The organism is Celeribacter sp. ULVN23_4, assembly GCF_054788345.1.
Genome location: NZ_JBTVYO010000001.1, coordinates 1,051,506 through 1,073,719 on the forward strand (window position 1 = coordinate 1,051,506; position 22,214 = coordinate 1,073,719).

The 22,214-nt window shown below is 58.6% G+C and carries 21 protein-coding genes and 1 tRNA gene; 17 read left to right on the top strand and 5 right to left on the bottom strand.

Features of this window, described 5'->3' with window-relative positions; all coding sequences use genetic code 11:
* The first annotated feature begins 13 nt into the window (after positions 1-13).
* The 9 genes from lspA to ACYBHZ_RS05230 all read left to right on the top strand — a co-directional run bounded on the left by lspA (position 14) and on the right by ACYBHZ_RS05230 (position 10,083).
* On the top strand, positions 14-487 hold the full coding sequence (gene lspA / locus ACYBHZ_RS05190; RefSeq protein WP_460273144.1) for a signal peptidase II: 474 nt from the start codon (positions 14-16) through the stop codon (positions 485-487).
* A gap of 95 nt (positions 488-582) precedes the next feature.
* Positions 583-1,014, top strand: a complete 432-nt coding sequence (locus ACYBHZ_RS05195) for a DUF3035 domain-containing protein (RefSeq protein ID WP_460273145.1) — start codon at positions 583-585, stop codon at positions 1,012-1,014.
* A 125-nt stretch (positions 1,015-1,139) separates the two neighbouring features.
* Positions 1,140-2,474, top strand: a complete 1,335-nt coding sequence (locus tag ACYBHZ_RS05200) for a M16 family metallopeptidase (protein ID WP_460273146.1) — start codon at positions 1,140-1,142, stop codon at positions 2,472-2,474.
* A complete protein-coding gene (locus ACYBHZ_RS05205) occupies positions 2,471-3,778 on the top strand; it encodes a M16 family metallopeptidase (protein WP_460273147.1) in 1,308 nt (435 codons plus the stop codon). The genes ACYBHZ_RS05200 and ACYBHZ_RS05205 overlap by 4 nt, the downstream gene beginning before the upstream one ends.
* Before the next feature lie 47 nt (positions 3,779-3,825).
* On the top strand, positions 3,826-5,718 hold the full coding sequence (mutL, locus tag ACYBHZ_RS05210; protein ID WP_460273148.1) for a DNA mismatch repair endonuclease MutL: 1,893 nt from the start codon (positions 3,826-3,828) through the stop codon (positions 5,716-5,718).
* Entirely contained in the window at positions 5,715-6,869 is a 1,155-nt protein-coding gene (locus ACYBHZ_RS05215; RefSeq protein WP_460273149.1) for a DNA recombination protein RmuC, read from the top strand. The genes mutL and ACYBHZ_RS05215 overlap by 4 nt, the downstream gene beginning before the upstream one ends.
* Before the next feature lie 92 nt (positions 6,870-6,961).
* Positions 6,962-7,354: a DUF3775 domain-containing protein gene (locus ACYBHZ_RS05220; protein ID WP_460273150.1), complete on the top strand. Its 393-nt coding sequence runs from the start codon at positions 6,962-6,964 to the stop codon at positions 7,352-7,354.
* A 247-nt stretch (positions 7,355-7,601) separates the two neighbouring features.
* On the top strand, positions 7,602-8,675 hold the full coding sequence (locus ACYBHZ_RS05225) for a 2,3-butanediol dehydrogenase (protein ID WP_460273151.1): 1,074 nt from the start codon (positions 7,602-7,604) through the stop codon (positions 8,673-8,675).
* 265 nt (positions 8,676-8,940) lie between these two features.
* A complete protein-coding gene (locus ACYBHZ_RS05230) occupies positions 8,941-10,083 on the top strand; it encodes an MFS transporter (RefSeq protein ID WP_460273152.1) in 1,143 nt (380 codons plus the stop codon).
* Between the two features lie 72 nt (positions 10,084-10,155).
* On the opposite strand, the gene ykgO is transcribed toward ACYBHZ_RS05230, so the two are convergent.
* On the bottom strand, positions 10,156-10,281 hold the full coding sequence (gene ykgO, locus ACYBHZ_RS05235) for a type B 50S ribosomal protein L36 (RefSeq protein WP_005850168.1): 126 nt from the start codon (positions 10,279-10,281) through the stop codon (positions 10,156-10,158).
* 60 nt (positions 10,282-10,341) lie between these two features.
* Positions 10,342-10,416: transfer RNA gene (locus tag ACYBHZ_RS05240), tRNA-Val, on the bottom strand.
* Between the two features lie 181 nt (positions 10,417-10,597).
* On the opposite strand from ACYBHZ_RS05240, the gene ACYBHZ_RS05245 reads away from it, so the two are divergent.
* Positions 10,598-11,458: an N-formylglutamate amidohydrolase gene (locus ACYBHZ_RS05245; RefSeq protein ID WP_460273154.1), complete on the top strand. Its 861-nt coding sequence runs from the start codon at positions 10,598-10,600 to the stop codon at positions 11,456-11,458.
* An 11-nt stretch (positions 11,459-11,469) separates the two neighbouring features.
* On the opposite strand, the gene ACYBHZ_RS05250 is transcribed toward ACYBHZ_RS05245, so the two are convergent.
* Positions 11,470-12,723 carry a DNA polymerase IV gene (locus ACYBHZ_RS05250; RefSeq protein WP_460273191.1) on the bottom strand — a complete coding sequence of 418 codons (1,254 nt, stop codon included), beginning with the start codon at positions 12,721-12,723 and terminating at the stop codon, positions 11,470-11,472.
* Positions 12,724-12,825: 102 nt separating this feature from the next.
* Between ACYBHZ_RS05250 and ACYBHZ_RS05255 the strand changes: the two genes are divergently transcribed.
* Genes ACYBHZ_RS05255 through ACYBHZ_RS05265 form a run of 3 tightly spaced genes read left to right on the top strand, consistent with a single transcriptional unit; the run spans position 12,826 to position 14,424 of the window.
* Complete coding sequence (locus tag ACYBHZ_RS05255; RefSeq protein WP_460273155.1) at positions 12,826-13,719, top strand: SPFH domain-containing protein; 894 nt, start codon at positions 12,826-12,828, stop codon at positions 13,717-13,719.
* A complete protein-coding gene (locus ACYBHZ_RS05260; protein WP_460273156.1) occupies positions 13,719-14,006 on the top strand; it encodes an NfeD family protein in 288 nt (95 codons plus the stop codon). Before ACYBHZ_RS05255 ends, ACYBHZ_RS05260 begins: the two co-directional genes overlap by 1 nt.
* Complete coding sequence (locus ACYBHZ_RS05265; protein ID WP_460273157.1) at positions 13,999-14,424, top strand: NUDIX domain-containing protein; 426 nt, start codon at positions 13,999-14,001, stop codon at positions 14,422-14,424. Before ACYBHZ_RS05260 ends, ACYBHZ_RS05265 begins: the two co-directional genes overlap by 8 nt.
* 9 nt (positions 14,425-14,433) lie before the next feature.
* On the opposite strand, the gene pyrF is transcribed toward ACYBHZ_RS05265, so the two are convergent.
* Both pyrF and ACYBHZ_RS05275 read right to left on the bottom strand, forming a co-directional pair.
* Entirely contained in the window at positions 14,434-15,147 is a 714-nt protein-coding gene (gene pyrF / locus ACYBHZ_RS05270; protein WP_460273158.1) for an orotidine-5'-phosphate decarboxylase, read from the bottom strand.
* A gap of 58 nt (positions 15,148-15,205) precedes the next feature.
* Complete coding sequence (locus ACYBHZ_RS05275; RefSeq protein ID WP_460273160.1) at positions 15,206-15,472, bottom strand: hypothetical protein; 267 nt, start codon at positions 15,470-15,472, stop codon at positions 15,206-15,208.
* Between the two features lie 221 nt (positions 15,473-15,693).
* Here ACYBHZ_RS05275 and clpB point away from each other — a divergent pair, with 221 nt between their 5' ends.
* The 4 genes from clpB to msrQ all read left to right on the top strand — a co-directional run bounded on the left by clpB (position 15,694) and on the right by msrQ (position 21,613).
* On the top strand, positions 15,694-18,315 hold the full coding sequence (gene clpB, locus ACYBHZ_RS05280; protein WP_460273161.1) for an ATP-dependent chaperone ClpB: 2,622 nt from the start codon (positions 15,694-15,696) through the stop codon (positions 18,313-18,315).
* A 146-nt stretch (positions 18,316-18,461) separates the two neighbouring features.
* Positions 18,462-19,994 carry an FMN-binding glutamate synthase family protein gene (locus ACYBHZ_RS05285; RefSeq protein WP_460273162.1) on the top strand — a complete coding sequence of 511 codons (1,533 nt, stop codon included), beginning with the start codon at positions 18,462-18,464 and terminating at the stop codon, positions 19,992-19,994.
* A 66-nt stretch (positions 19,995-20,060) separates the two neighbouring features.
* Positions 20,061-20,987, top strand: coding sequence for a protein-methionine-sulfoxide reductase catalytic subunit MsrP (gene msrP, locus ACYBHZ_RS05290; RefSeq protein WP_460273163.1), 927 nt, complete (start codon positions 20,061-20,063; stop codon positions 20,985-20,987).
* Positions 20,987-21,613 (top strand): protein-methionine-sulfoxide reductase heme-binding subunit MsrQ, encoded by a 627-nt coding sequence (gene msrQ, locus ACYBHZ_RS05295; protein ID WP_460273164.1) that lies wholly within the window; start codon positions 20,987-20,989, stop codon positions 21,611-21,613. Before msrP ends, msrQ begins: the two co-directional genes overlap by 1 nt.
* The last annotated feature ends 601 nt before the right edge of the window (positions 21,614-22,214 follow it).

Consider the following 22,214-nt stretch of genomic DNA (forward strand, 5'->3'; position numbering starts at 1 on the left):
AATCGAGGTAAATATGCGGACCACTGCCCTGACAGCACTGATCACCTTCGTGATCGACCAGCTCTCGAAATGGGCCGTGGTCCAATACCTTAATCTCAAGGCGGTGGGGCAGATCGATGTCCTGCCGCCTTATCTCGTTTTCCACATGGCGTGGAATCGGGGCGCCAATTTTGGGCTTTTGTCCGGGCATGGCGATCTTCTGCGCTGGGGCTGGGTGGCCTTGGCGGTGGTGATCTCGATCTGGGTTCTGTTCTGGGTGCGGCGCGAGCGCTTCACCAATCTGGCCCAGATCTCAGCAGGGTTGTTGGTTGGCGGCGCTTTGGGCAATGCGATTGATCGTATCGTTTACGGCGCTGTTGCCGACTTTTTGAATATGTCCTGCTGCGGGTTCTCTAACCCTTATTCCTTCAATGTTGCGGATATCGCAATCTTTGCGGGAGCCTTCGGTCTTATCCTTTTCACGGGTGAGACGAAAAACCGGGCGTGACCTTGCCGCGCCCATCGTCTACACATGCTCTGACGCGATTTGGCGGAGGAAGGTTTTTCATGGTCTCGAATATGCTCCGGACGGGTTTGTGCCTTATGGCTCTGACCACGCTAGTGGCCTGTGGTCAAAATCGAGAGCGTGTGCCGAATCAGGTGAAGACCGGCCCCGATGAGTTTGCGATCTCGACCCATAAGCCTCTCCAAGATCCGGCGAACTATTCCGATCTGCCCACCCCGACACCGGGTGGAAGCAATCTGACGGATCAGACGCCGAATGCCGATGCCATTGTTGCGCTCGGTGGCCGTGTGCCGACCGGCGGCGTCGATGGCGGAATCGTGACTTATGCGTCCCGCTATGGTGTGGACCCGACGATCCGGGCCGAACTTTCTGAAGCGGATGCAAAGAAACGTACGGGCCGCGGCAGCTATGAGCGCGCGTACAAACGCTTTGCGCTTGATGCCTATGAAGAATGGCTGCGCCTGCGCGCCCTCGGGATCGCAGTGCCGAGCGCCCCGCCGCAAGACTAAGCACGCCGCCAGCTTTAAGCCAGTTTCAAACCTGATCGTTTCGCTTCACATCCGCGTCAGGCCCTGTTGTCCTGCCTGCGCTTTGGCGCGACAGTAGGTCAATTCTGACGCACAAGGGTGTTTTCATGAAATACGCTTTGACATCGGCGCTGATCGCGCTGAGTTCCCCGGCTTTTGCGGCCGAGGTGAGCCATTACGAGCTCGACAACGGCATGGAGGTCGTTGTGCTCGAAGACCACCGTGCGCCCGTGGTGGCGCATACCGTGTGGTACAAGATCGGGGCTGCTGACGAGCCACAAGGCAAAAGCGGTATCGCGCATTTTCTCGAACACCTGATGTTCAAGGGGACGGATGATCTCAAGGCCGGGGAGCTGTCGGAAACGGTGACCCGCAACGGCGGGTCTGACAATGCCTTCACCTCTTGGGATTATACCGCTTATTATCAACGCGTCGCGGCGGACCGTCTGGGTCTCATGATGCAGATGGAAGCCGACCGGATGCGCGATCTCGAAATGACTGAGGACGATGTCACGACCGAACGGCAGGTGATTCTGGAAGAGCGCAACCAGCGCACGGACAATGATCCCGGCGCGCTGTTCCGCGAACAAACCCGCGCGGCGCAATATCTCAATCATCCCTACGGCATCCCGATCATCGGCTGGCGTCAGGAGATGGAGCAGTTGTCGCGCGACGATGCGTTCAATTTCTATCACCGCTACTACGCGCCGAATAACGCGATTCTCGTGGTCGCTGGCGATGTCGATCCCGAAGAGGTCCATCAGCTAGCGGAAAAATGGTACGGTCCGTTGGAGCCGACGCCCGGATTGGGCGAACGCGCCCGCCCGCAGGAGCCGCCGCAACTGGCCGAGCGCCGGTTGACCATGTCGGACCCGCGGGTGTCGCAACCGACCGTGATGCGCAGTTACCTTGCCCCGGAACGTGATCCCGGCGATCAGACCAAGGCGGCGGCACTTGAAATTCTGGCTTCCCTGCTGGGTGGTAATTCCACGACCTCCTATCTGGCCCGCAAACTGACGTTCGAGGATCAGAAGGCGATCTATGTCGGGGCCTATTACGATGGGGCCAGCATGGATGACACGACCTTCAGCTTCGCGCTCGTGCCAACGCCGGGAGAGTCGATGGAAGATGCGGAGGCCGCGCTTGATGGTGCTCTCGCGCAGTTCATGACCGATGGCATCGATATGGATCAATTCGAGCGGCTCAAAACCCAACTGCGCGCGAGCCAAATCTATGCCGAAGACAATGTCGAAGGCATGGCGCGCCGCTATGGCGAGGAGCTGGCGATTGGTCTGTCGCTGGATGATATCGAAGCTTGGCCCGACATTTTGCAGGCTGTGACGCCGGAGGATGTGATGGCCGCCGCAAAAGAGGTGCTCGACCGTCGCCACGCCGTGACCGGCTGGCTGATGCCTGAAACCAATGAAGGAGCCGACGGATGAAACGCTTTGTAGCAGCTCTTGTAGCGCTGATCTGGTTCACCCTGCCGGTGCAGGCCGCCGTCGATGTGCAAACGGTCGAGACCCCCGGCGGGATCAAGGCGTGGCTCGTCGAGGAACATTCGATTCCGTTCACCGCGCTGGAGATTCGGTTCCGGGGTGGCACGGCGCTGGACCGCGAGGGCAAACGCGGCGAAGTGAACCTGATGATGGCGACGCTCGAAGAGGGCGCGGGGAATATGGACGCGCAGGGCTTTGCCGAGGCGCGCGACGATCTGGCGGCCAGCTTCAATTTCAACGCGGGCATGGACACTGTGAGCATTTCCGCGCGCTTTCTGACCGAAAACCGCGATCAGACTTTGGCGCTTCTGCGTCAGGCGATCATGGAACCGCGCTTTGACCCGTCCGCCGTGGACCGGGTCAAAGGGCAGGTCATGTCGATCCTGAAAACGAATGCGACCGATCCGAGCGAAATTGCGTCCAGCACGTTCTACAAGGCCGCCTTCGGGGATCACCCCTATGGCAGCGATGACAATGGTACGGTGGAAAGCGTGTCCGGTCTGACCCGCGAGGACATGTTCGCCGCCAAAGACCGTGTGATGACCCGTGACCGGCTTTATGTCGGGGCCGTGGGCGACATTTCCGCCGATGAGCTGTCTGCGCTGCTCGATGATCTGCTTGGTGATTTGCCCGCGACGGGGCCGGAGCTGCCGGAGAATGTCGAGCCCGCTTTGCATGGCGGCATGACCGTTGTGCCCTTTGAGACTCCGCAATCGGTGGTCCTTTTCGGGCAAAAGGGCATCACCCGCGACGATCCGGATTTCATTCCGGCCTATATCGCCAACGAAGTGTTGGGCGGCCATGGAGATTCGCGGCTGATGGAAGAGGTGCGCGAAAAACGCGGTCTGACCTATGGCGTCGGCTCCTACCTCGTGCCTTTCGATCATGCGGAGCTGATCATGGGGCAGTTCTCCTCCGGCAATGGCGTTGTTGCCAAGGCGGTGGACGTGGTGAAGGACGAATGGGCGAAATTCGCTGAAACCGGTCTCACCCAAGAAGAGCTGGACATGACCAAAACCTATCTCACCGGGGCCTACCCGTTGCGGTTTGACGGCAATGGCACCATCGCACGCATTCTTGTCGGCATGCAAATGGACGGCATGTCGCCGGACTATATCAAGACCCGCAACGACTTGGTGAACGCGGTGACCTTGGATGAGGTGAATGCGGTGATCAAACGCATTTATGATCCGCAGAACCTGACCTTTGTCGTGGTCGGCGCGCCCGAGGGGCTTCAGACCAACTGAGATTTCCTCATGGTCGAATCGGGAGAGAGCATGCTACTTCTGGTGTCATGAACTCTCCCGCACGCAACATAAGCCAAGATCAGCCACGCCCCGTCATTCGTCAGCTTGATGAGGGTGCAATCAACCGTATTGCGGCCGGGGAGGTCGTGGAACGGCCCGCCTCTGCGGTAAAAGAACTGGTGGAAAACGCTGTCGATGCGGGCGCGACCCGGATCGAAGTGGACTATGCCGATGGCGGCAAAACCCTCATCCGGGTGAGCGACGATGGCTGCGGCATGAGCGCCGATGATCTGCCTCTCGCGCTCTCGCGCCATGCGACGTCGAAAATTGACGGTTCGGACCTGCTCGATATTCACACCTTTGGGTTTCGTGGCGAAGCCCTGCCGTCGCTCGGTGCGGTCGGGCGTCTAAAACTCACCTCGCGGGTGCAAGGCGGCGAAGGCGTCACCATGTCTGTGTCGGGCGGCAAGATGGACCCTGTGAAACCGGCGGCCGCCTCCCGCGGCACCGTGGTTGAGCTGCGTGATCTCTTCTACGCCACGCCCGCGCGTCTCAAATTCCTCCGCACGGATCGGGCCGAAGCACAGGCGATCTCCGATGTGATCAAGCGTCTGGCGATGGCCGAACCCTATGTCGGCTTTACTCTGCGCGATGTGTCTGGTGGCGGCGAAGGACGGGTGACCTTCCGGGCCGATCCCGAGAGCGGCGACATGTTCGATGCGCTTCACGGACGGCTCGCGACGGTTCTGGGCAAGGAGTTTGCAGAAAACGCTTTGGCGATTGATGCCGAGCGCGAGGGGCTGACGCTGACCGGGTATGCCGCGCTGCCGACCTATTCGCGCGGGTCCGCTGTTGCGCAGTATCTTTTTGTGAACGGTCGTCCGGTGCGCGACAAGCTTTTGGTCGGTGCGCTGCGCGGGGCCTATTTCGATTTCCTGTCGCGGGATCGCCATCCGGCGGCCTGTCTTTTCATCGACTGCGATCCGCATCTGGTGGACGTCAACGTGCACCCGGCGAAATCCGAGGTGCGGTTTCGTGAGCCGGGGATCGCGCGCGGCCTGATTGTCTCGGCGCTGCGTCACGCCTTGGCCGAAGCGGGGCATCGCGCCTCGACCACGGTGGCGAGCGCGACCTTGGGGGCGATGCGCCCGGAACAGACCGAGCAGCCCCGCACCTACCAAATGGACCGTCCGTCGCAGGGCTATACCGCGCCTTATCGCCCGTCGTCCGAGATGGTGGAGCAAAGCTACAACTGGCAAGCGCCCGAGCGCACTGAGCCAATGACGACGCCGGGGTTTTCCGAGATGTCCGTCCCGTCGGCGCGGATGGAAGAGGTGGAGGCCGCACCTGCGGTGGAGGCTTTGCCGCTTGGCGCAGCGCGGGCGCAGGTGCATGAGAATTACATCATCGCCCAGACCGAACGCGGCATCGTGATCGTCGATCAGCACGCCGCGCATGAACGCTTGGTTTATGAGAAACTCAAACATCAGATGGCCGAACACGGCGTCAAAGCGCAGGCGCTTTTGATCCCGGAGATCGTCGATCTCTCCGCCAATGATGCGCAGATGCTTTTGGATATGGCGGACGATCTCGCCAAGCTGGGCCTTGTGATCGAACCCTTCGGTGGCGGCGCGATCGCGGTGCGCGAAACGCCGGCGATCCTTGGCCGGGTTGAGGCGAAGGCGATGATCGAGGATATTCTCGACGAGCTGTCCGATCTCGGCGACAGCTACACGGTTCAGGCCCGGATCGAAGCCGTGCTGTCGCGTGTGGCTTGCCATGGCTCGATCCGCTCGGGCCGCCGGATGCATGCCGAGGAAATGAATGCTCTTTTGCGCGAGATGGAGGCGACACCGCACTCCGGGCAGTGCAACCACGGACGGCCCACCTATGTGGAGCTGAAACTTTCCGACATCGAACGACTTTTCGGACGCACATGACACTTGATTTCAACGATCCCCTGACACTCGTCGCCCTGTTTGGCGGCGCGGTGTTTCTTGTCTTTTTCATCCTTCTGATCGTGGTGCTGAAGCGCTCCGGCGAGGCGGCGAAGATGGCGCTTCCGATTGCGCAGCAGATGAACCAGCTCGGTCAGCGGGTGCAGATGCTTTCCGACGGGCAGCAACAGCTCGCGGGCGGTCTCACTCATGTTTCTGAGGCGCAAGTCGCATCTCAGGCGCGGATGCTCGAACTGATGGAAAAGCGTCTTGCGTTGGTGACGGAGACGATGAACGTCAACCTACAGGGCTCGGCGCAGCGCACGGCAAAATCGCTCGGCGCTTTGCATGAACGATTAGAAACTATCGACAAGGCGCAGGCGAATATCGAGAAGCTGTCGGGCAACGTATTGTCGCTTCAGGACATCCTGTCGAACAAACAAACGCGCGGGGCGTTCGGGGAGATTCAGCTCAATGACATTGTCGGCAAGGCGCTCCCGAAAGACAGCTATACCTTGCAGGCGACGCTTTCGAACGGGCGGCGGGCGGATTGTCTTATCCACCTTCCGAATCCGCCGGGGCCGATTGCGATCGACAGTAAGTTTCCGTTGGAGGCCTATGAGGCCCTGCGGCGCGCCGACACGCAATGGGAACTGAACGAGGCCGCGAAACTGATGCGGCAGGCCGTCAAAAAGCACATCTCTGATATCTCGGACAAATATATTCTCGAAGGCGAAACGGCAGATGGCGCGCTGATGTTCCTGCCGTCCGAGGCGGTTTATGCCGAGCTGCACGCCAACTTCCCGGAGCTTGTTCGGGAGGGGTTTGAGAAGCGTGTTTGGATCGTTTCGCCGACAACCTGCATGGCGACGCTCAACACGATGCGGGCGATTCTCAAGGATGCGCGGATGCGCGAACAGGCCGGTGCGATCCGCAAAGAGCTGTCGATGCTCTATGCGGATGTCGAGCGTCTGGGCACGCGCGTCGGCAATCTCGACAGGCACTTTGGACAGGCCGCGAAAGACCTCGAAGACATCAAGATTTCCGCTGAAAAAGCAGGTAAGCGGGCGCACCGTCTCGATAATTTCGATTTCGAGGAATTGGCTGCAGACGCTCCCGCTACGTCACCTGCGACGCTTGTGCAAAAATCCTGACGCGCTCTTCTCAAACCGGATTGTTTGACTTAGGTCATGTGCTCGAAATCATGTAAGATGCACACTCAGTCAGATGATTGGAGGACCCCGTCATGGATATCAGCCCGCACAAAGTCGCCTTTGTTATCGTGCGTGCGCGCGAGCTTGGGGCAAAAGTTGGTCGTTGGGATACGCCCTCGGATGATGCCGATGGTGACACGATCTTGGAAGCTCGGCCGTCCGATGGGACGGGACGCGAGTTGCAAAGTTTCATCCGCGGCCTGAACGAAGATGAGAAAGCCGCTCTGGTGGCTGTCATGTGGATCGGACGTGAAACCTTCGATGAATATGACGAAGCTTTCGAGACCGCGAAACAAGAGGCCATTGGTCCGACCGAGACATATCTCCTCGGTATCCCGCTTTTGGCGGATTACCTTGAAGATGGTTTGGAAAGCCTTGGTGTCGATACGTCCGAACTTGAGGATGAGATTTATCGTAAGGTCTGAGTTGACCGTCTCATAAGTATGATCAACGCCGCGCATTGCGCGGCGTTTTTTGTTAAGGTGAGTGCGAAATATCTTTTTAATCAAAGTGATACACAGCACGGTGCGCAATGGTGCACATTTCCTTTTGGGGGTGCTGACCCTAGGTAAGTCGTATCGGTTGTCCGTGTTGAATTTTGAGGCTGCCGATCATCTGCGCGTGCGGGATATCGCCACGTAGTGCCTGTTAGATTTCCAAAGGAGACTTCACATGAAAGCCCTGAGATTCCATGCCGCGAAAGATTTGCGGATCGAAGAAATTGACGAAATCCCCCAACCGGGTCCGGGTCAGGTTGCGATTAAGAACAAATACGCCGGTATTTGCGGCACCGACCTGCATGAATATGTCGCCGGTCCGATCTTTGTGCCGGTTGAGCCGCACCCTTTCACCAAAGCCAGCGGCCCGCAGGTTCTGGGCCACGAATATAGCGGCGAAGTGATCGCCGTCGGTGAGGGTGTGACCCATGTGAAGTCGGGCGACCGCGTCTCCGTGCAGCCGCTGGTGATGCCGCGCTCCGGGGATTACTTCTCCGACCGTGGTCTGTTCCACCTGAGCGAAGATCTCGCCCTCGTTGGTCTGAGCTGGATGTCCGGCGGTTTTGCCGAAGCCTCCATCGTCAACGACTACAACGCGGTGAAAATTCCCGATGGCATGAGCTGGGAAGAAGGCGCGCTGGTCGAGCCGACCGCCGTGGCCGTTTACGCCTGTGAACGCGGTGAAGTGACCGCCGGTGAGTCCGTGCTGGTGTCCGGTGCTGGTCCGATCGGCATGCTGTCGATGCTCTCCGCCAAAGCTTACGGCGCGACGAAAATCTTCCTTTCTGATGTGAATGAAACCCGCCTGAAGCTCGCCAAAGAGATCATGCCGGAAGTCATCACTCTGAACCCGATGAAAGTCGATGTGGTGGCCGAAGTGCGCGCTCAGACCGAAGGCGGCGTGGGCTGTGACAAGGTGATCGAAGCTTCGGGTAACGAAGCCGCTTTGAACACCGGTCTGCAAGCGGTCCGCAAACAGGGCACGATTGTTCAAGTTGGTTTGCACACCAAAGACAGCAAACTGCATTGGCATGACGTGACCTTCAAAGACGTCGATGTCCGCGGTGCCTGGGCTTATCCGACCCATTACTGGCCGAAAGTGGTTGATCTGATTGCCTCCGGCGCGATCCCGGCGGAAAAAGTTGTGACCAAGAAAATCGTTCTCGATGAGGCTGTGACCGAAGGGTTCGACGCGCTGCTCGATCCGGCTGGCGCTCATGTCAAAATCCTGATCGACGTTGCGAAGTAACGCTGAGAAGATTTGAACCCTCTGAGGCGCGTCCGGTTTCGGGCGCGCCTTTTTGTTTGGGGCGAGGCCTATGGATTGGGAGCACCTGACAGATTGGCGGCAGAAGATGGATTATGTGTGATGGCGCTAACGGGTGCCTGTGCGAATTTGAGGATTGAGTTCATATTTTCCAATGCTATTCGCTTAAAGCGTTTCTCCTTAAACCTGAATCAGGGTTTGAGCAGAAACGCTTTAGAGCATGAAGGATAATGATATAACTGTACGTTTGACCATTTTGTTCCTTTGGGTCAGCGGCATTCTGGCCGCCGGACAATTTGCAAAGGTGGCTGTCACCTTCCCGCTGTTTCGCGAGATTTACCCTGGGCTTGGGCCCAAGCTCGGTTTTCTGGTTTCGGCGGTCAGTGCGATGGGCCTGCTCTTTGGATTGTTCGCGGGGATGATTTTGTCGCGCTACGGGTTTCGCAGGCTTCTGATCTGGGCGTTGATGCTGGGCGGTGCGTTGTCCCTGTTGCAGAGCGTAGGTCTCAGTTTTCCGGTCATGTTGGCGACGCGTTTTCTGGAAGGGGCTTCGCATCTCGTGATCGTGGTGGCGGCCCCGACATTGATCGGTCAAATCGCACCTGTTGCGATCCGAAACGCATCTATGGCGCTCTGGGGCACCGTGTTTGCCGTGGCATTTGCACTGTTCTCATGGCTCGGACTTCCTTTCGCTCAGAGGTTCGGAGTTTACGCGCTGTTGGATGTCCACGGTTTTCTGCTTTGGTCTATGGCGCTGATTCTTGCGCGTATTTTGCCCGTGTCCGACAGAAGGACGGACCATATTTCTTTGGGGTTGCGTGACATCATTTCCCGCCATGTCGCAGCCTATTCTTCGCCATATGTTGCGGCCCCTGCGATGGGCTGGCTGTTTTACGCGATGTCTTTCATGGCGATCATCACGGTTTTTCCGGATTTCCTGCCGATGGAGCAGCGCGGGGTGATTTCGGGCGTGATGCCGCTGGCGGCGCTCTCTGTGTCGATGGTTCTCGGCGTCAGCCTGTTGCGCTTTCTTCCACCCGTTTCGGTTGTGATCACAGGGTTTTCCATTGCTGCGCTGATGGCCTTGAGTCTGAGTTTGGGTGTGGCACAGCGCGAGGTCGCGATTGTTATGATCGCCTCGCTCGGTCTTGTGCAGGCTGGGAGTTTTTCGGCCATTCCTGTTCTCAACTCCAAGGTTGAGGATCAGTCGCTCGCCAATGGTGCGCTGGCCCAGACCGGAAATATCGGAAGTCTGATCGGCACGCCACTTTTGCTTTGGCTCGTGCAGCATCTGGGGATGGCCGGATTGATCGGCTTTGCTTTGGTGGCTTTCTGCGGGGGTGCGTCTGTCCATCTCTGGCTGATGGCATTGCGCCGCAGGGCGTTGTGATTTTCCTGAGATTGAACACAAAAAAACCGCCCGTGAAACACGAGCGGCTTTTTTTGGTGATCGCTGCTGATCTCAGCCCTGACGGGCTTTGAAACGGCGCTGCGTCTTGTTGATCACGTACACGCGGCCTTTACGGCGCACGACGCGGCAGTCGCGGTGCCGGTTTTTCAGCGAGCGGAGGGAATTGCGAACTTTCATGTTCTTCTCCTTTTCGCGGCGCCTGCCTGCGCCAGTTAAAACCAGTCGACTGAGGAAGAATGGTGGGCGTAACAAGGTTCGAACTTGTGACCCCTTCGATGTCAACGAAGTGCTCTACCACTGAGCTATACGCCCATTCCTCCTCGGGAAATTGCGCCTTGCCCTCTAACGCTTTGAAGCGGAAAGAACAAGACGCGGGGCATTTCCCGCGTCAGTCCGCTGGCGTATAAAAGGAGTCGGATAATTGTTCAAGGGCTTTTGGCAGAGAATTTCCATGTCTATAGTTTTTGAGTGAAAGGATTGCCAAGGATTGCCCATGCGTGATGTGCCTTATCTGTTGCAAAGACCGGAAAAGCACAGCTCGCCTGTGGTTTTTGCCTCGCCGCACAGTGGGCGCCTCTATCCGAAAGAGATGGTGGAGCGGACGGTTCTTGATCCCTCACTGCTGCGATCTTCCGAGGATGCGCATGTCGATCGTCTCTATGCAGAGGTGCCGGAGTTCGGGGCGGTGCTGTTGTCAGCGCTTTATCCCCGCGCCTGGGTTGATCTCAACCGCAGGGCCGATGAGCTGGACCCCGCCTTGATCGAAGGCATCACACGAAGCGGTCTCAATCCCCGTATATCCTCGGGTCTTGGCGTGATCCCGCGTGTGGTCGCCGGGGGACGCAATATTTACCGTGGAAAAATCAGCCAAGACGAGGCGCAGGATCGGATCAATGCGGTGTGGACGCCGTACCATGCCCAGCTCAAAGCGGTGCTCGACGAATCGCGGGCGCTTTTCGGGCAGGCGATTCTCATCGATTGCCATTCGATGCCGCGTGAGGCTCTGAAATCGATTCGGACGGCGCGGGGCAAACGGCCGGAGATTGTGATCGGGGACCGCTACGGCGTGTCGGCCTCTCCGGGCATCGTCGCCACAGTGGAGGAGGCGTTTCGGGTCCAAGGCTTCATCGTCTCGCGCAACGTGCCTTTTGCCGGAGCTTATGTCGCCCAGCAATACGGTCGCCCGTCCCGGCAGTGTCACGCCCTCCAGGTCGAGATCGACCGCTCGCTGTATATGAATGAGCGCACCTTGGCGCTGCACTCTGATTTCCCGGAACTGCGGGCGCGGATCAGCGCTGCGGCCAAGACGATTGCGGAGATCGGGGCGGAGGGCTTGCCGCTCGCCGCCGAATAAGCGAATGCGCCTTAACGCAACGCGCGGCCTTTCAAGATTGCATCTTTCCCGAACCGCCGTCTGATTTCATCGCTGGCACGCTCTGCCTGCGCCCGTTTGCTGGCGTCGGGATCCAGAAGGTCGGGGGAGAGATCGGCCTTATCTGCCGACACGAGATCGGCGAGGCCGATGCCGATCAGTCGGAAAGGACCGTTCTCCACCGCATGATCCAACAGCTCGCGGGCGGTGCGGTACATGCGGTCCGCGATGTTCGTCGGATCGGAGAGCGTCAGGCGCCGTGTCAGCGTGGCGTGATTGGCGCGTTTGAGTTTGAGCGTGACGACTCGGCCCGCGAGATCCTTGGCCTTGGCGCGGTCTGAGACTTTCTGCGCCAAGCGCCACAGATGCCCGTCCAAAAGATCAAGCGCGCCGATGTCCTCCGAAAAGGTCGTCTCATTGGAGATCGACTTCACTGGCCTATGCGCGGACACACGTCGGTTGTCCTGCCCGCGCGCAAGGTGCCAGAGACGGTCGCCCATCGACCCGAATCTGGCGTGAAGGTCTTCTTTCTCCCAGCGCCGCAGATCGGTAAAGGTGCGAATTCCGGCCTTGTCGAGCGCGCCCTGTGTCGCGCGGCCCACGCCCCAGATCAGGCTCACGGGCTTATTCGCGAGAAACTCCATCGTCTCGGCTTCACCAATGATGGAAAACCCGCGGGGCTTGTCGAGATCGGAGGCGATCTTGGCGAGGAACTTGTTGTGCGACAGCCCGATGGAGCCGGTGAGGTGCAACTCTTCGCGCATCCGTTTCACCAAACGGGCGAGCATGACGGCGGGGGGATGGCCGTGAAGCTTTGTCGTGCCGGTGAGGTCCAGAAAAGCCTCATCAAGGGAGAGCGGTTCCACATCCGGGGTCAGCTCGTTCATCATGTCGCGAATCTCGCGGGAGGCGGCGACATAGGCCTCCATCCTCGGCTTCACCACGACGGCTTCCGGGCAAAGCGCCAGTGCCTTGAACATCGGCATGGCGGAGCGCACCCCCTTGATCCGGGCGATGTAACAGGCGGTGGTCACGACCCCGCGCTTGCCGCCGCCGACGATCACCGGCTTGTCACGCAGCTCGGGATTGTCGCGTTTTTCGACCGAGGCATAAAACGCATCGCAATCCATATGCGCGATGGACAGGCTGAAAAGTTCCGGATGCGACAGCACCCTTGGCCGCCCGCATTTGGGGCAGCGCGAACCAGCTTCGAAGGTGGTGAGGCAATCGCGACACAGACAGGACATGGCGGGAGCAGGCATCATTTGCTTTCTTGATACGTCGCTATCCTATACCCATCTCATCAGGGGGGCTATGCCCCGACATCATCAGTTTGGGGAAGGTTACTCATGAATTCCATTGATACGGTGCAGTTTCTCACGGGCGGCAATATCGTCGTCCTCGCGCTGGCCGCTTTTGTCGTCCTTCTTGTCCTCAAGGGCGTGCGGATCGTGCCGCAGTCCGAGAAATTCGTGGTCGAACGCTTCGGGCGGTTGCGCACTGTGCTCGGGCCGGGGATCAACTTCATCGTGCCGCTGATCGACGTTGTGGCGCATAAAATCTCGATTCTTGAACGCCAGCTGCCAAATGCTTTGCAGGACGCCATCACCTCCGACAACGTCTTGGTAAAGGTCGAGACCTCCGTCTTTTACCGCATCATCGAGCCTGAAAAGACCGTGTATCGTATCCGCGATGTCGATGCGGCGATTGCGACCACCGTGGCCGGGATCGTGCGGGCTGAGATCGGTAAGATGGAACTCGACGAGGTACAGTCGAACCGCTCGCAACTGATCGCGACAATCAAGGTGGCGGTCGAGGACGCGGTCGACAATTGGGGGATCGAGGTGACGCGCGCCGAGGTGCTGGACGTCAATCTCGACGAGGCGACCCGTGCCGCGATGTTGCAGCAGCTGAATGCCGAACGTGCCCGCCGGGCGACCGTGATGGAAGCGGAAGGCGAAAAACGCTCCGTCGAACTCGCTGCCGATGCGGAGCTTTACTCCGCCGAGCAAAAGGCCAAGGCGCGCCGGATTCAGGCTGATGCCGAAGCCTATGCGACAAGCGTTGTGGCCGAGGCGATTGCCAAGAATGGCATTGAGGCGGCGCAGTATCAGGTTGCGCTGAAACAGGTCGAAGCACTGACTGCGCTGGGTGAGGGGACTGGAAAACAGACCATCGTCCTGCCGTCGGCCGCGCTTGAGGCCTTTGGCGATGCGTTTAATCTTTTGAAAGGTAAAGCGTGATGGACCAGATCGTGCTTGTGCTCGAATGGTGGTTCTGGGGCCTTGCCGCTGTGGTGCTTATGGCGCTTGAAGTGATGGTCGCGGGCTTCATCTTCCTTGGCTTCGCGGTCGGCGCGGCGATCGTGGCGCTCTTGCTGTTTCTCGGCTGGTTTGGGACGAATATCGCGGTTCTGGCTCTGGTCTTTGCCGTGCTCTCCCTGATCGCATGGTTCGCCATGCGGCAGATATTCGGGGTGCGCAAAGGGCAGGTGAAAGTCTGGGATAAGGACATTAACGACGATGTCTGAGGAGGGCGGTGACTTCGTCGGGGCGAAGATCACCATCCTGACGCAAGGTGCCGTCCTCACGCTTTTGCGCGATGATATCCCGGCGATTTCCTATCCGAACATGTGGGATTTGCCCGGCGGAGGGCGTGAAGGCAATGAAAGTGCGCTCACCTGTGTTCTGCGGGAAACGCGGGAAGAGTTCGGGATCGATCTCGCGCCGGAACGGATCGGCTATCGGCGTTTCTATCGCTATCCGGGACACACCGGCGGTTGGCATTTCGGGGCGATCTGGGATGAGTTGAGCGCTGAGATGATCCGCTTTGGTGATGAGGGCCAATATTGGCAGTTCATGCCTGTTGATGCGTTCCTATCACATGAAAATGCCGTGCCCTTTCTGAAAGATCGGACACGGCATTATATTGAAACTTTGTCGCTTTAATCAGCCGTCTCAACTCATCGCATTGGCGATCTCGTGCTGGATGCTGAGGGCTGCTTCTCGCGGGTCTTTTGCTTGCCACACAGGACGCCCGACGACGATGTGATCAACCCCATCGCGAATGGCCTGTGCCGGGGTTGCGACCCGTTTCTGATCGCCAAGCGCCGCGCCCATCGGACGAACACCGGGGGTGACGATCAGTTTGCCTTCGGCTTCGGGCAGCGCACGGATCAACGCGGCTTCCTGCGGCGAAGCGATGACGCCATCGGCACCGGCGAGGAAGGCTTTGCCCGCGCGTTCCTGCACCAAATCGCGAATCTCACCGTCCTTGATCAATGCGCCGTCGAGATCGGTGCGGTCGAGGGAGGTCAGGATGGTGACCGCGAGGATTTTCATGTCCGAGCCGGAGGCGCCCTCTTTCGCGGCTTTCACCACGTAAGGATCGCCATGCACGGTCAGGAAATCCATGTCATGCTGCGCCACACCGCGCACGGCGTTTTCCACGGTCGCGCCGATGTCGAAGAATTTCATGTCGAGGAAGATTTTCTTGCCCTGTTCCTGCTTGAGCTCATTGGCCAGCGCAAAGCCGCCGCCGGTCAGCATGCCGAGGCCGATTTTGTAGAAGGACACCGCATCGCCAATGCGATTGGCAAGATCGAGACCTTGCACGACATTGGGAACATCAAGGGCAACGATCAGGCGGTCATCGGCGGTCTGGGCAGTCATGGGCACATCCTCTCTGGTTTGCCCCTCCTTGCGCAGACCGCTCTTCGGGTCAAGAGGTTCAGGTGTTCAAATGCCCCTGACGGGCTGCGATTTGTGCCACATCTTTCAGCCGGGACACGTTCGCGCCCCGTTTGCGATTGCGCAGCGCGCGGGCGCGCAGAGCAAGGCCGCGGCTGACTGTGGCATAGTCGGCGCTGATCGGTGCGGTGAATTCGACGGGGAAGGTGATGCGTTCGCCTGCTTCATGAAAGACGACGCGGGCCTGATATGTCTGCTCTGCGGCATTATATGTGAGGCCCTGAATTTCTGCTCCATAACTTTGCATGTCCGGTCTCCGTGCATGAGTCCCAAAGATCATTTTTTGCTGCGTTCTGATGACGCTTTGAGTAAGAACGCCTTGTCGACGAATTTGTTCCAAATTTGCAACAGGTACTCTTGTGTGATGGGCCCGCGATCCCCATCTAGGAGTGGAAGGCCCCGACCCTCATGCGTGCCGCAAAGCGGGCGCGGAAATTCATCCGGGGCGCTTGGAAGAGGAGAGACGGTATGAACATGGAGAAGTTCACCGAACGGTCGCGTGGTTTCCTTCAGGCTGCGCAAACAATCGCGATGCGGGAGAGCCATCAGGCTCTGAAACCTGAGCATCTTCTGAAGGCTTTGCTCGATGACGAAGAAGGCTTTGCCGCCAACCTGATCAACAATGCGGGTGGCGATGCGAAGGCCGTGATGGCCGCCAATGAGGTCGCTGTTAATAAACTGACGAAGGTCTCCGGCGATGCCGGGCAGACCTATATGGATCAACAGACCGCGAAAGTCCTCGATGAGGCCGAAAAGCTTGCCAAGAAAGCGGGCGACAGTTTCGTGCCGGTCGAACGGCTTCTGACCGCTCTTGCGATCACCAAATCCGCCGCGAAAGACGCGCTGGATGCTGGTGGCGTGACGGCGCAGAAACTCAATGCCGCGATCAATGACATTCGCAAAGGCCGCACCGCTGACAGTGCCTCTGCCGAAGATGGCTACGAGGCTCTGAAGAAATATGCGCGTGACCTGACCGAGGCCGCCGAGGAAGGCAAGATTGACCCGATCATCGGCCGTGACGAAGAAATTCGCCGCTCGATGCAGGTGCTGTCGCGTCGGACCAAAAACAACCCGATCCTGATCGGTGAGCCGGGCGTGGGTAAAACCGCGATTGCCGAGGGTCTTGCCCTGCGGATCGTCAACGGCGACGTGCCGGAGTCCCTGCGCAACAAGAAACTCCTTGCGCTCGACATGGGCGCGCTGATTGCTGGTGCTAAATACCGCGGTGAGTTTGAGGAACGTCTGAAATCCATCCTGAAAGAGATCGAGGCCGCTGCAGGCGAAATCATTCTCTTCATCGATGAGATCCACACCCTTGTGGGGGCGGGCAAAACCGATGGTGCGATGGATGCGGCGAACCTGATCAAACCGGCGCTTGCGCGGGGTGAGTTGCACTGTGTCGGTGCGACCACTCTGGACGAGTACCGCAAATACGTCGAGAAAGACGCCGCTCTGGCCCGCCGGTTCCAACCGGTCGTGGTCGAGGAGCCGACGGTGGAAGACACCGTGTCGATCCTGCGCGGTATCAAAGAGAAATACGAGCTTCACCACGGGGTTCGGATTTCCGACTCTGCGCTCGTTTCTGCGGCCACGTTGAGCCATCGCTACATCACCGACCGGTTCCTGCCGGATAAGGCCATCGACCTTGTCGACGAGGCGGCCAGCCGTCTGCGGATGGAAGTGGACAGCAAACCCGAGGAACTCGATGCGCTCGATCGTCAGATCCTTCAGCTTCAAATCGAAGCCGAAGCTCTGAAGAAAGAGGATGACGAGGCGTCCAAACATCGTCTTGCGAAGCTCGAACAGGAGCTGGCTGATCTCATGGATCGGTCTGATGCGATGACCGCGAAATGGGAAGCTGAGCGGCAGAAACTCGAAGGCACGCGCGATCTGAAAGAGAAACTCGACCAGGCCCGCGCCGCTTTGGAAATCGCCAAACGCGAAGGCAATCTGGCGAAAGCCGGGGAGCTGTCCTACGGCATCATTCCGCAGCTTGAAAAACAGCTCGCGGAAGCCGGAGAGATCGAAGCTGAGGGTGATCTCATGGTCGAAGAGGCCGTGCGCCCCGAGCAGATCGCAGAGGTGGTCGAACGCTGGACGGGTATTCCGACGTCGAAAATGCTCGAAGGTGAGCGGGAGAAACTCCTGCGGATGGAAGATGGCTTGCACAAACGGGTCATCGGTCAGGAAGCCGCCGTTCACGCCGTCGCCAATGCGGTGCGTCGTGCTCGGGCGGGTCTCAATGACGAAAACCGTCCGCTGGGTTCCTTCCTCTTCCTCGGGCCGACCGGGGTCGGGAAAACCGAGCTGACGAAAGCGGTCGCAGAGTTCCTGTTCGACGACGACAATGCGATGGTCCGCATCGACATGTCCGAGTTCATGGAGAAACACGCGGTCGCCCGTTTGATCGGTGCGCCTCCGGGCTATGTCGGCTACGATGAGGGTGGTGTCCTGACCGAAGCCGTGCGGCGTCGGCCTTATCAGGTCGTGTTGTTCGATGAGGTTGAGAAAGCCCACCCGGACGTGTTCAACGTGCTGTTGCAGGTTCTCGATGATGGTGTGCTGACCGATGGTCAGGGCCGGACCGTGGACTTTAAACAGACGCTGATCATCCTGACGTCGAACCTCGGGTCGCAGGCCCTGAGCCAGTTGCCGGAAGGCGCCGACAGCTCGGTTGCCAAACGTGATGTGATGGACGCGGTGCGGGCGCATTTCCGCCCCGAGTTCCTCAACCGTCTGGACGAGACGATCATCTTTGACCGTCTGGGGCGTGGCGATATGGGCGGGATTGTTGAGATCCAGCTTGCGCGTCTCGAAAAACGTCTGGCGAAACGCAACATCTCGCTGGCGATTGATGATGCCGCGAAACAGTGGCTGGCTGATGAAGGCTATGATCCGGTTTTCGGTGCACGTCCGCTGAAACGTGTGATCCAGCGTGCGATGCAAGACCCGCTGGCCGAGCTTTTGCTCGCGGGTGACGTGAAGGATGGGGACGTTATTCCGGTGAGTGCCGGGATTGATGGGCTCATCCTTGGCGAACGCAAAGGCGCATCGAACAAGCCCGCTCCGGATGACGCCGTGGTGCACTGAGCTAAGCTGAAAACGGCCCTTCGGGGCCGTTTTTCGTATGCAAAAGAATACCGATTTTTAACGCTAACAGTGCTACCTTTGGAGTTGTCTTCTGCCGCCTATCTGTCAGGTTCAGGAAAAAGATACCTGTAAGAAAGAGACGTTTTATGGCCTTCTGGCATTGGGCGATGATGGCGCTGCAAATTCTGGCGCTGGTGTTTGTGGTCGTAATCGGGGCGATGGCCCTCATTGCCTTTGCGCTTTACGTGCTCGACAAGCGACAGACGCGGGATGCGATCCTGCGCAACTATCCGGTGATCGGACATTTCCGACACTGGTTCTCGACGTTGGGCGAATTCTTTCGCCAGTACTTCTTTGCGATGGACCGCGAAGAGATGCCCTTCAACCGGGCGCAGCGCGACTGGATTTATCGGGCTGCCGATGGCAAGGGCAACACGGTTGCGTTCGGGTCCACCCGTTCCCTGTCCATTCCCGGCACGCCGATCTTCATGAATGCGGCCTTCCCGCCGTTGGATGATCAGTTCGCGGTGACTGAGCCGATAGTGATCGGCCAGTATTGCCGTGTGCCCTATACGGCCAAGTCGATTTTCAACATTTCCGGGATGTCTTACGGCGCGATCTCCAAACCCGCCGTTTTGGCACTGTCAAAAGGCGCGAAAGAGGCTGGGATTTGGCTCAACACCGGGGAAGGTGGTCTGTCTCCGTTCCACCTCCAGGGCGGTGCGGACCTTGTGTATCAGATCGGCACGGCGAAATACGGCATTCGCGATGACGACGGCAACCTCGATGACGATAAGCTGCGCGCGATGGCGGCGAATGAAACAGTGCGGATGTTCGAGATCAAGCTGTCTCAAGGCGCGAAGCCCGGCAAAGGCGGCATTCTGCCCGCCGCAAAAATCACGCCCGAGATTGCGGCCATTCGCGGCTTGAAACCCGGCGAAGACGGCATTTCTCCGAACCGTCACCGGGAGGTGGATGACTTCAGCGATCTGCTCGACTTCATCAACCATATCCGCGACGTCACCGGCAAACCCGTTGGTTTTAAGTTCGTTGTGGGGTCCTCGCGCCCGTGGGAAGAGTTCTTTGCTCTGATCCAGGAACGCGGTGAAGAGAGCGCCCCGGACTTCATCACCATCGATGGCGGTGAGGGCGGCACGGGTGCGGCGCCGATGCCTCTGATCGATCTGGTCGGCATGCCTATCAAGGAAGCGCTCATTCGTATCGTTGATCTGCGTGACAAATACGGGCTGCATGATCGCATCCGCATTGTCGCTGCCGGCAAGCTCGTGAACCCGGCCGATGTGGCTTGGGCCATCTGTGCCGGTGCGGATTTCGTGACCTCCGCGCGCGGCTTTATGTTCTCGCTCGGCTGTATTCAGGCACTTAAGTGTAACAAGAACACCTGCCCGACCGGCATCACCACCCATGACCCGCATCTTCAAGGCGGGCTTGTGGTGCAGGACAAGTATAAAAAGGTTGCGGCCTATGCCACGGCGACGATCCATGAACTTGAGATGATCGCGCACTCTGTCGGGGTTTTGGAGCCGCGCCAGATGCGTCGCCGTCATGTGCGGATCGTGCAGGCGGATGGGACATCGACCCCGCTGGATCGGCTGGTCCCAAGCTATCATCATGACCAGTACGCGTCGGAAAGTTACAAAAAGCCAACGCATCTGTGAGATAAGTTTGGTTTGAGCATTGGGCCGCCCGGGCTAGTTTTTTAGAAAGCAGCTCGGGAGGGTCCAATGTCACACAAGTTAAATCTGCCATATTCTGAGGTCACGCCTGAGCGGACCTATTTGAACCGCCGCATGATCATGGCGGGCATGGCTGGTGCGGGCCTTTTGGCCGCGACGGGCGCAAAAGCCCAAGAGGCGCCGGAGTTCGAGATCAAAGGTTTCGACACGACCGAGACACCGAACACCTATGAAGAGATCACCAATTACAACAATTTCTACGAGTTCGGCACGGGCAAGGAAGACCCCGCCCGCTACGCTGGCAGCCTGACCACCGATCCGTGGTCCGTCGAGATCGACGGCATGGTGGAACGCCCCGGCAGCTATGGGTTGGGCGATATTCTGGCCAGGGTCGATATCGACGAACGCATCTATCGGTTTCGTTGTGTCGAGGCCTGGTCCATGGTCATCCCTTGGAGCGGGTTCGAGCTGAACCAGCTGCTCAATCTGGCGGGGGTTGCGCCCTCTGCCAAATATGTGCGTTTTGAGACACTCTTCCGCCCGGATGAAATGCCGGGGCAGCGACGCCCCATTCTCGACTGGCCCTATGTAGAGGGACTGCGTCTCGATGAGGCGATGCATCCGCTGACGATCATGGCGACGGGGCTCTATGGCAAAGAGCTTCCCAATCAAAACGGAGCCCCGCTTCGTTTGGTGGTGCCGTGGAAATACGGGTTCAAGTCGATCAAATCCGTGGTGAAGATCACGCTGCAGGAAGAGCAGCCGGTGAACACTTGGAAAGCCACGAACCATCGCGAGTATGGCTTCTATTCCAATGTGAACCCGGAGGTGAGCCACCCGCGCTGGTCTCAGGCGAGTGAGCGGCGCATCGGCGGCGGTATCTTCGCCTCCCGCATCGCGACGGTGAAGTTCAACGGTTACGAAGAGCAGGTCGGCTCCCTCTATCAGGGCATGGACCTGAGCAAGGAGTATTGATGGTCGATCATATCAACCGTCTTGCGCGGCGTATCCCGACATGGCCGCTCTATTTCGGCGCTCTGATCCCGCCTGCGTGGTATTTCTATGCCGGGGTAAGCGGACAGCTCGGCGTCGATCCGGTCAAGGCGATGGAGCACAAGATCGGCCTTCTTGGTCTTCAGGTGCTGATTGCCTCGCTCTGTATCACGCCCTTGCGGCGCTATGTTGGTGTAAACCTGATCAAGTTCCGCCGCGCGCTCGGCCTGATCGCCTTCTTCTACATCTTCCTGCATCTCTTGGTCTGGATTGTGCTCGATGTGCAAATCCCGTCCCAGATCATCGCGGATATCTATAAGCGTCCCTACATCACCATTGGCATGGCGGCCTTTGCTCTGATGATCCCTCTGGCTGCGACCTCTTATAATGCCGCGATCCGCAAGCTCGGGCGCAATTGGCGTCGTCTGCATTGGTTGGTTTACCCGGCTGTCGTCTTGGGCGGAGTGCATTTCGTGATGCTGCGCAAAGGCTGGCAGACGGAGCCATTGCTTTATCTGGCGGGAATCGCGCTTCTGCTCCTGCTGCGACTGCCAGCAAAGCGACGCAAGGCGGCTCATGCCGCATTCCCTCGCGAGACCCGTGGTTGAGGCTCCCCCCCCCCAGCGCCACTTCTTGGGCGATTCCCATGCCAGCTTCCGCCGCGATTCCTGTGAGACTTGATGCGGAATTGGGGTCCTCTACCAAATGTTGCGTTGAGGTTGGGGGATAAGGGGTTTTCGTTTCGCAGCGGCCGGGGTGGGGTAGGGCGTCTCAAGCTCAAAATCTGCTGTTTGCGGAAAGTTTCAACATAATAAGATTAATGATATCAGTGTCTTGTTTGGTTTTTTGAGGGAATCGTCATTTTTCTTTCAAAAACCGCTTGCGGGTTCCGGGGACTAACACTAAAACCCCCTTCACCGGCGGCGCTGAGGCGCACGGCGGGGCGGATCGGACGGCCGGAACGAAGGTTCTGGAGGGATGTGAAGTAGAAATTTTGAGGCAGATCTGGGCGGGCGCGCCGCAAGTTAGGGCGCACTGGTCTGATTTTTGTCTCTTGCTCTTTGAAATTGATATATGAACGAAGAGATATGTGGGCGGTTTGGTCATAACGACAAGAGCGTCTGTATATCGCACTCTTAGGAGCCTCTGAGGTTCTGATGATGGAGTGTCAGCTTCACTGTTTGTCGGTCTTCGGTATCTTTTGATACC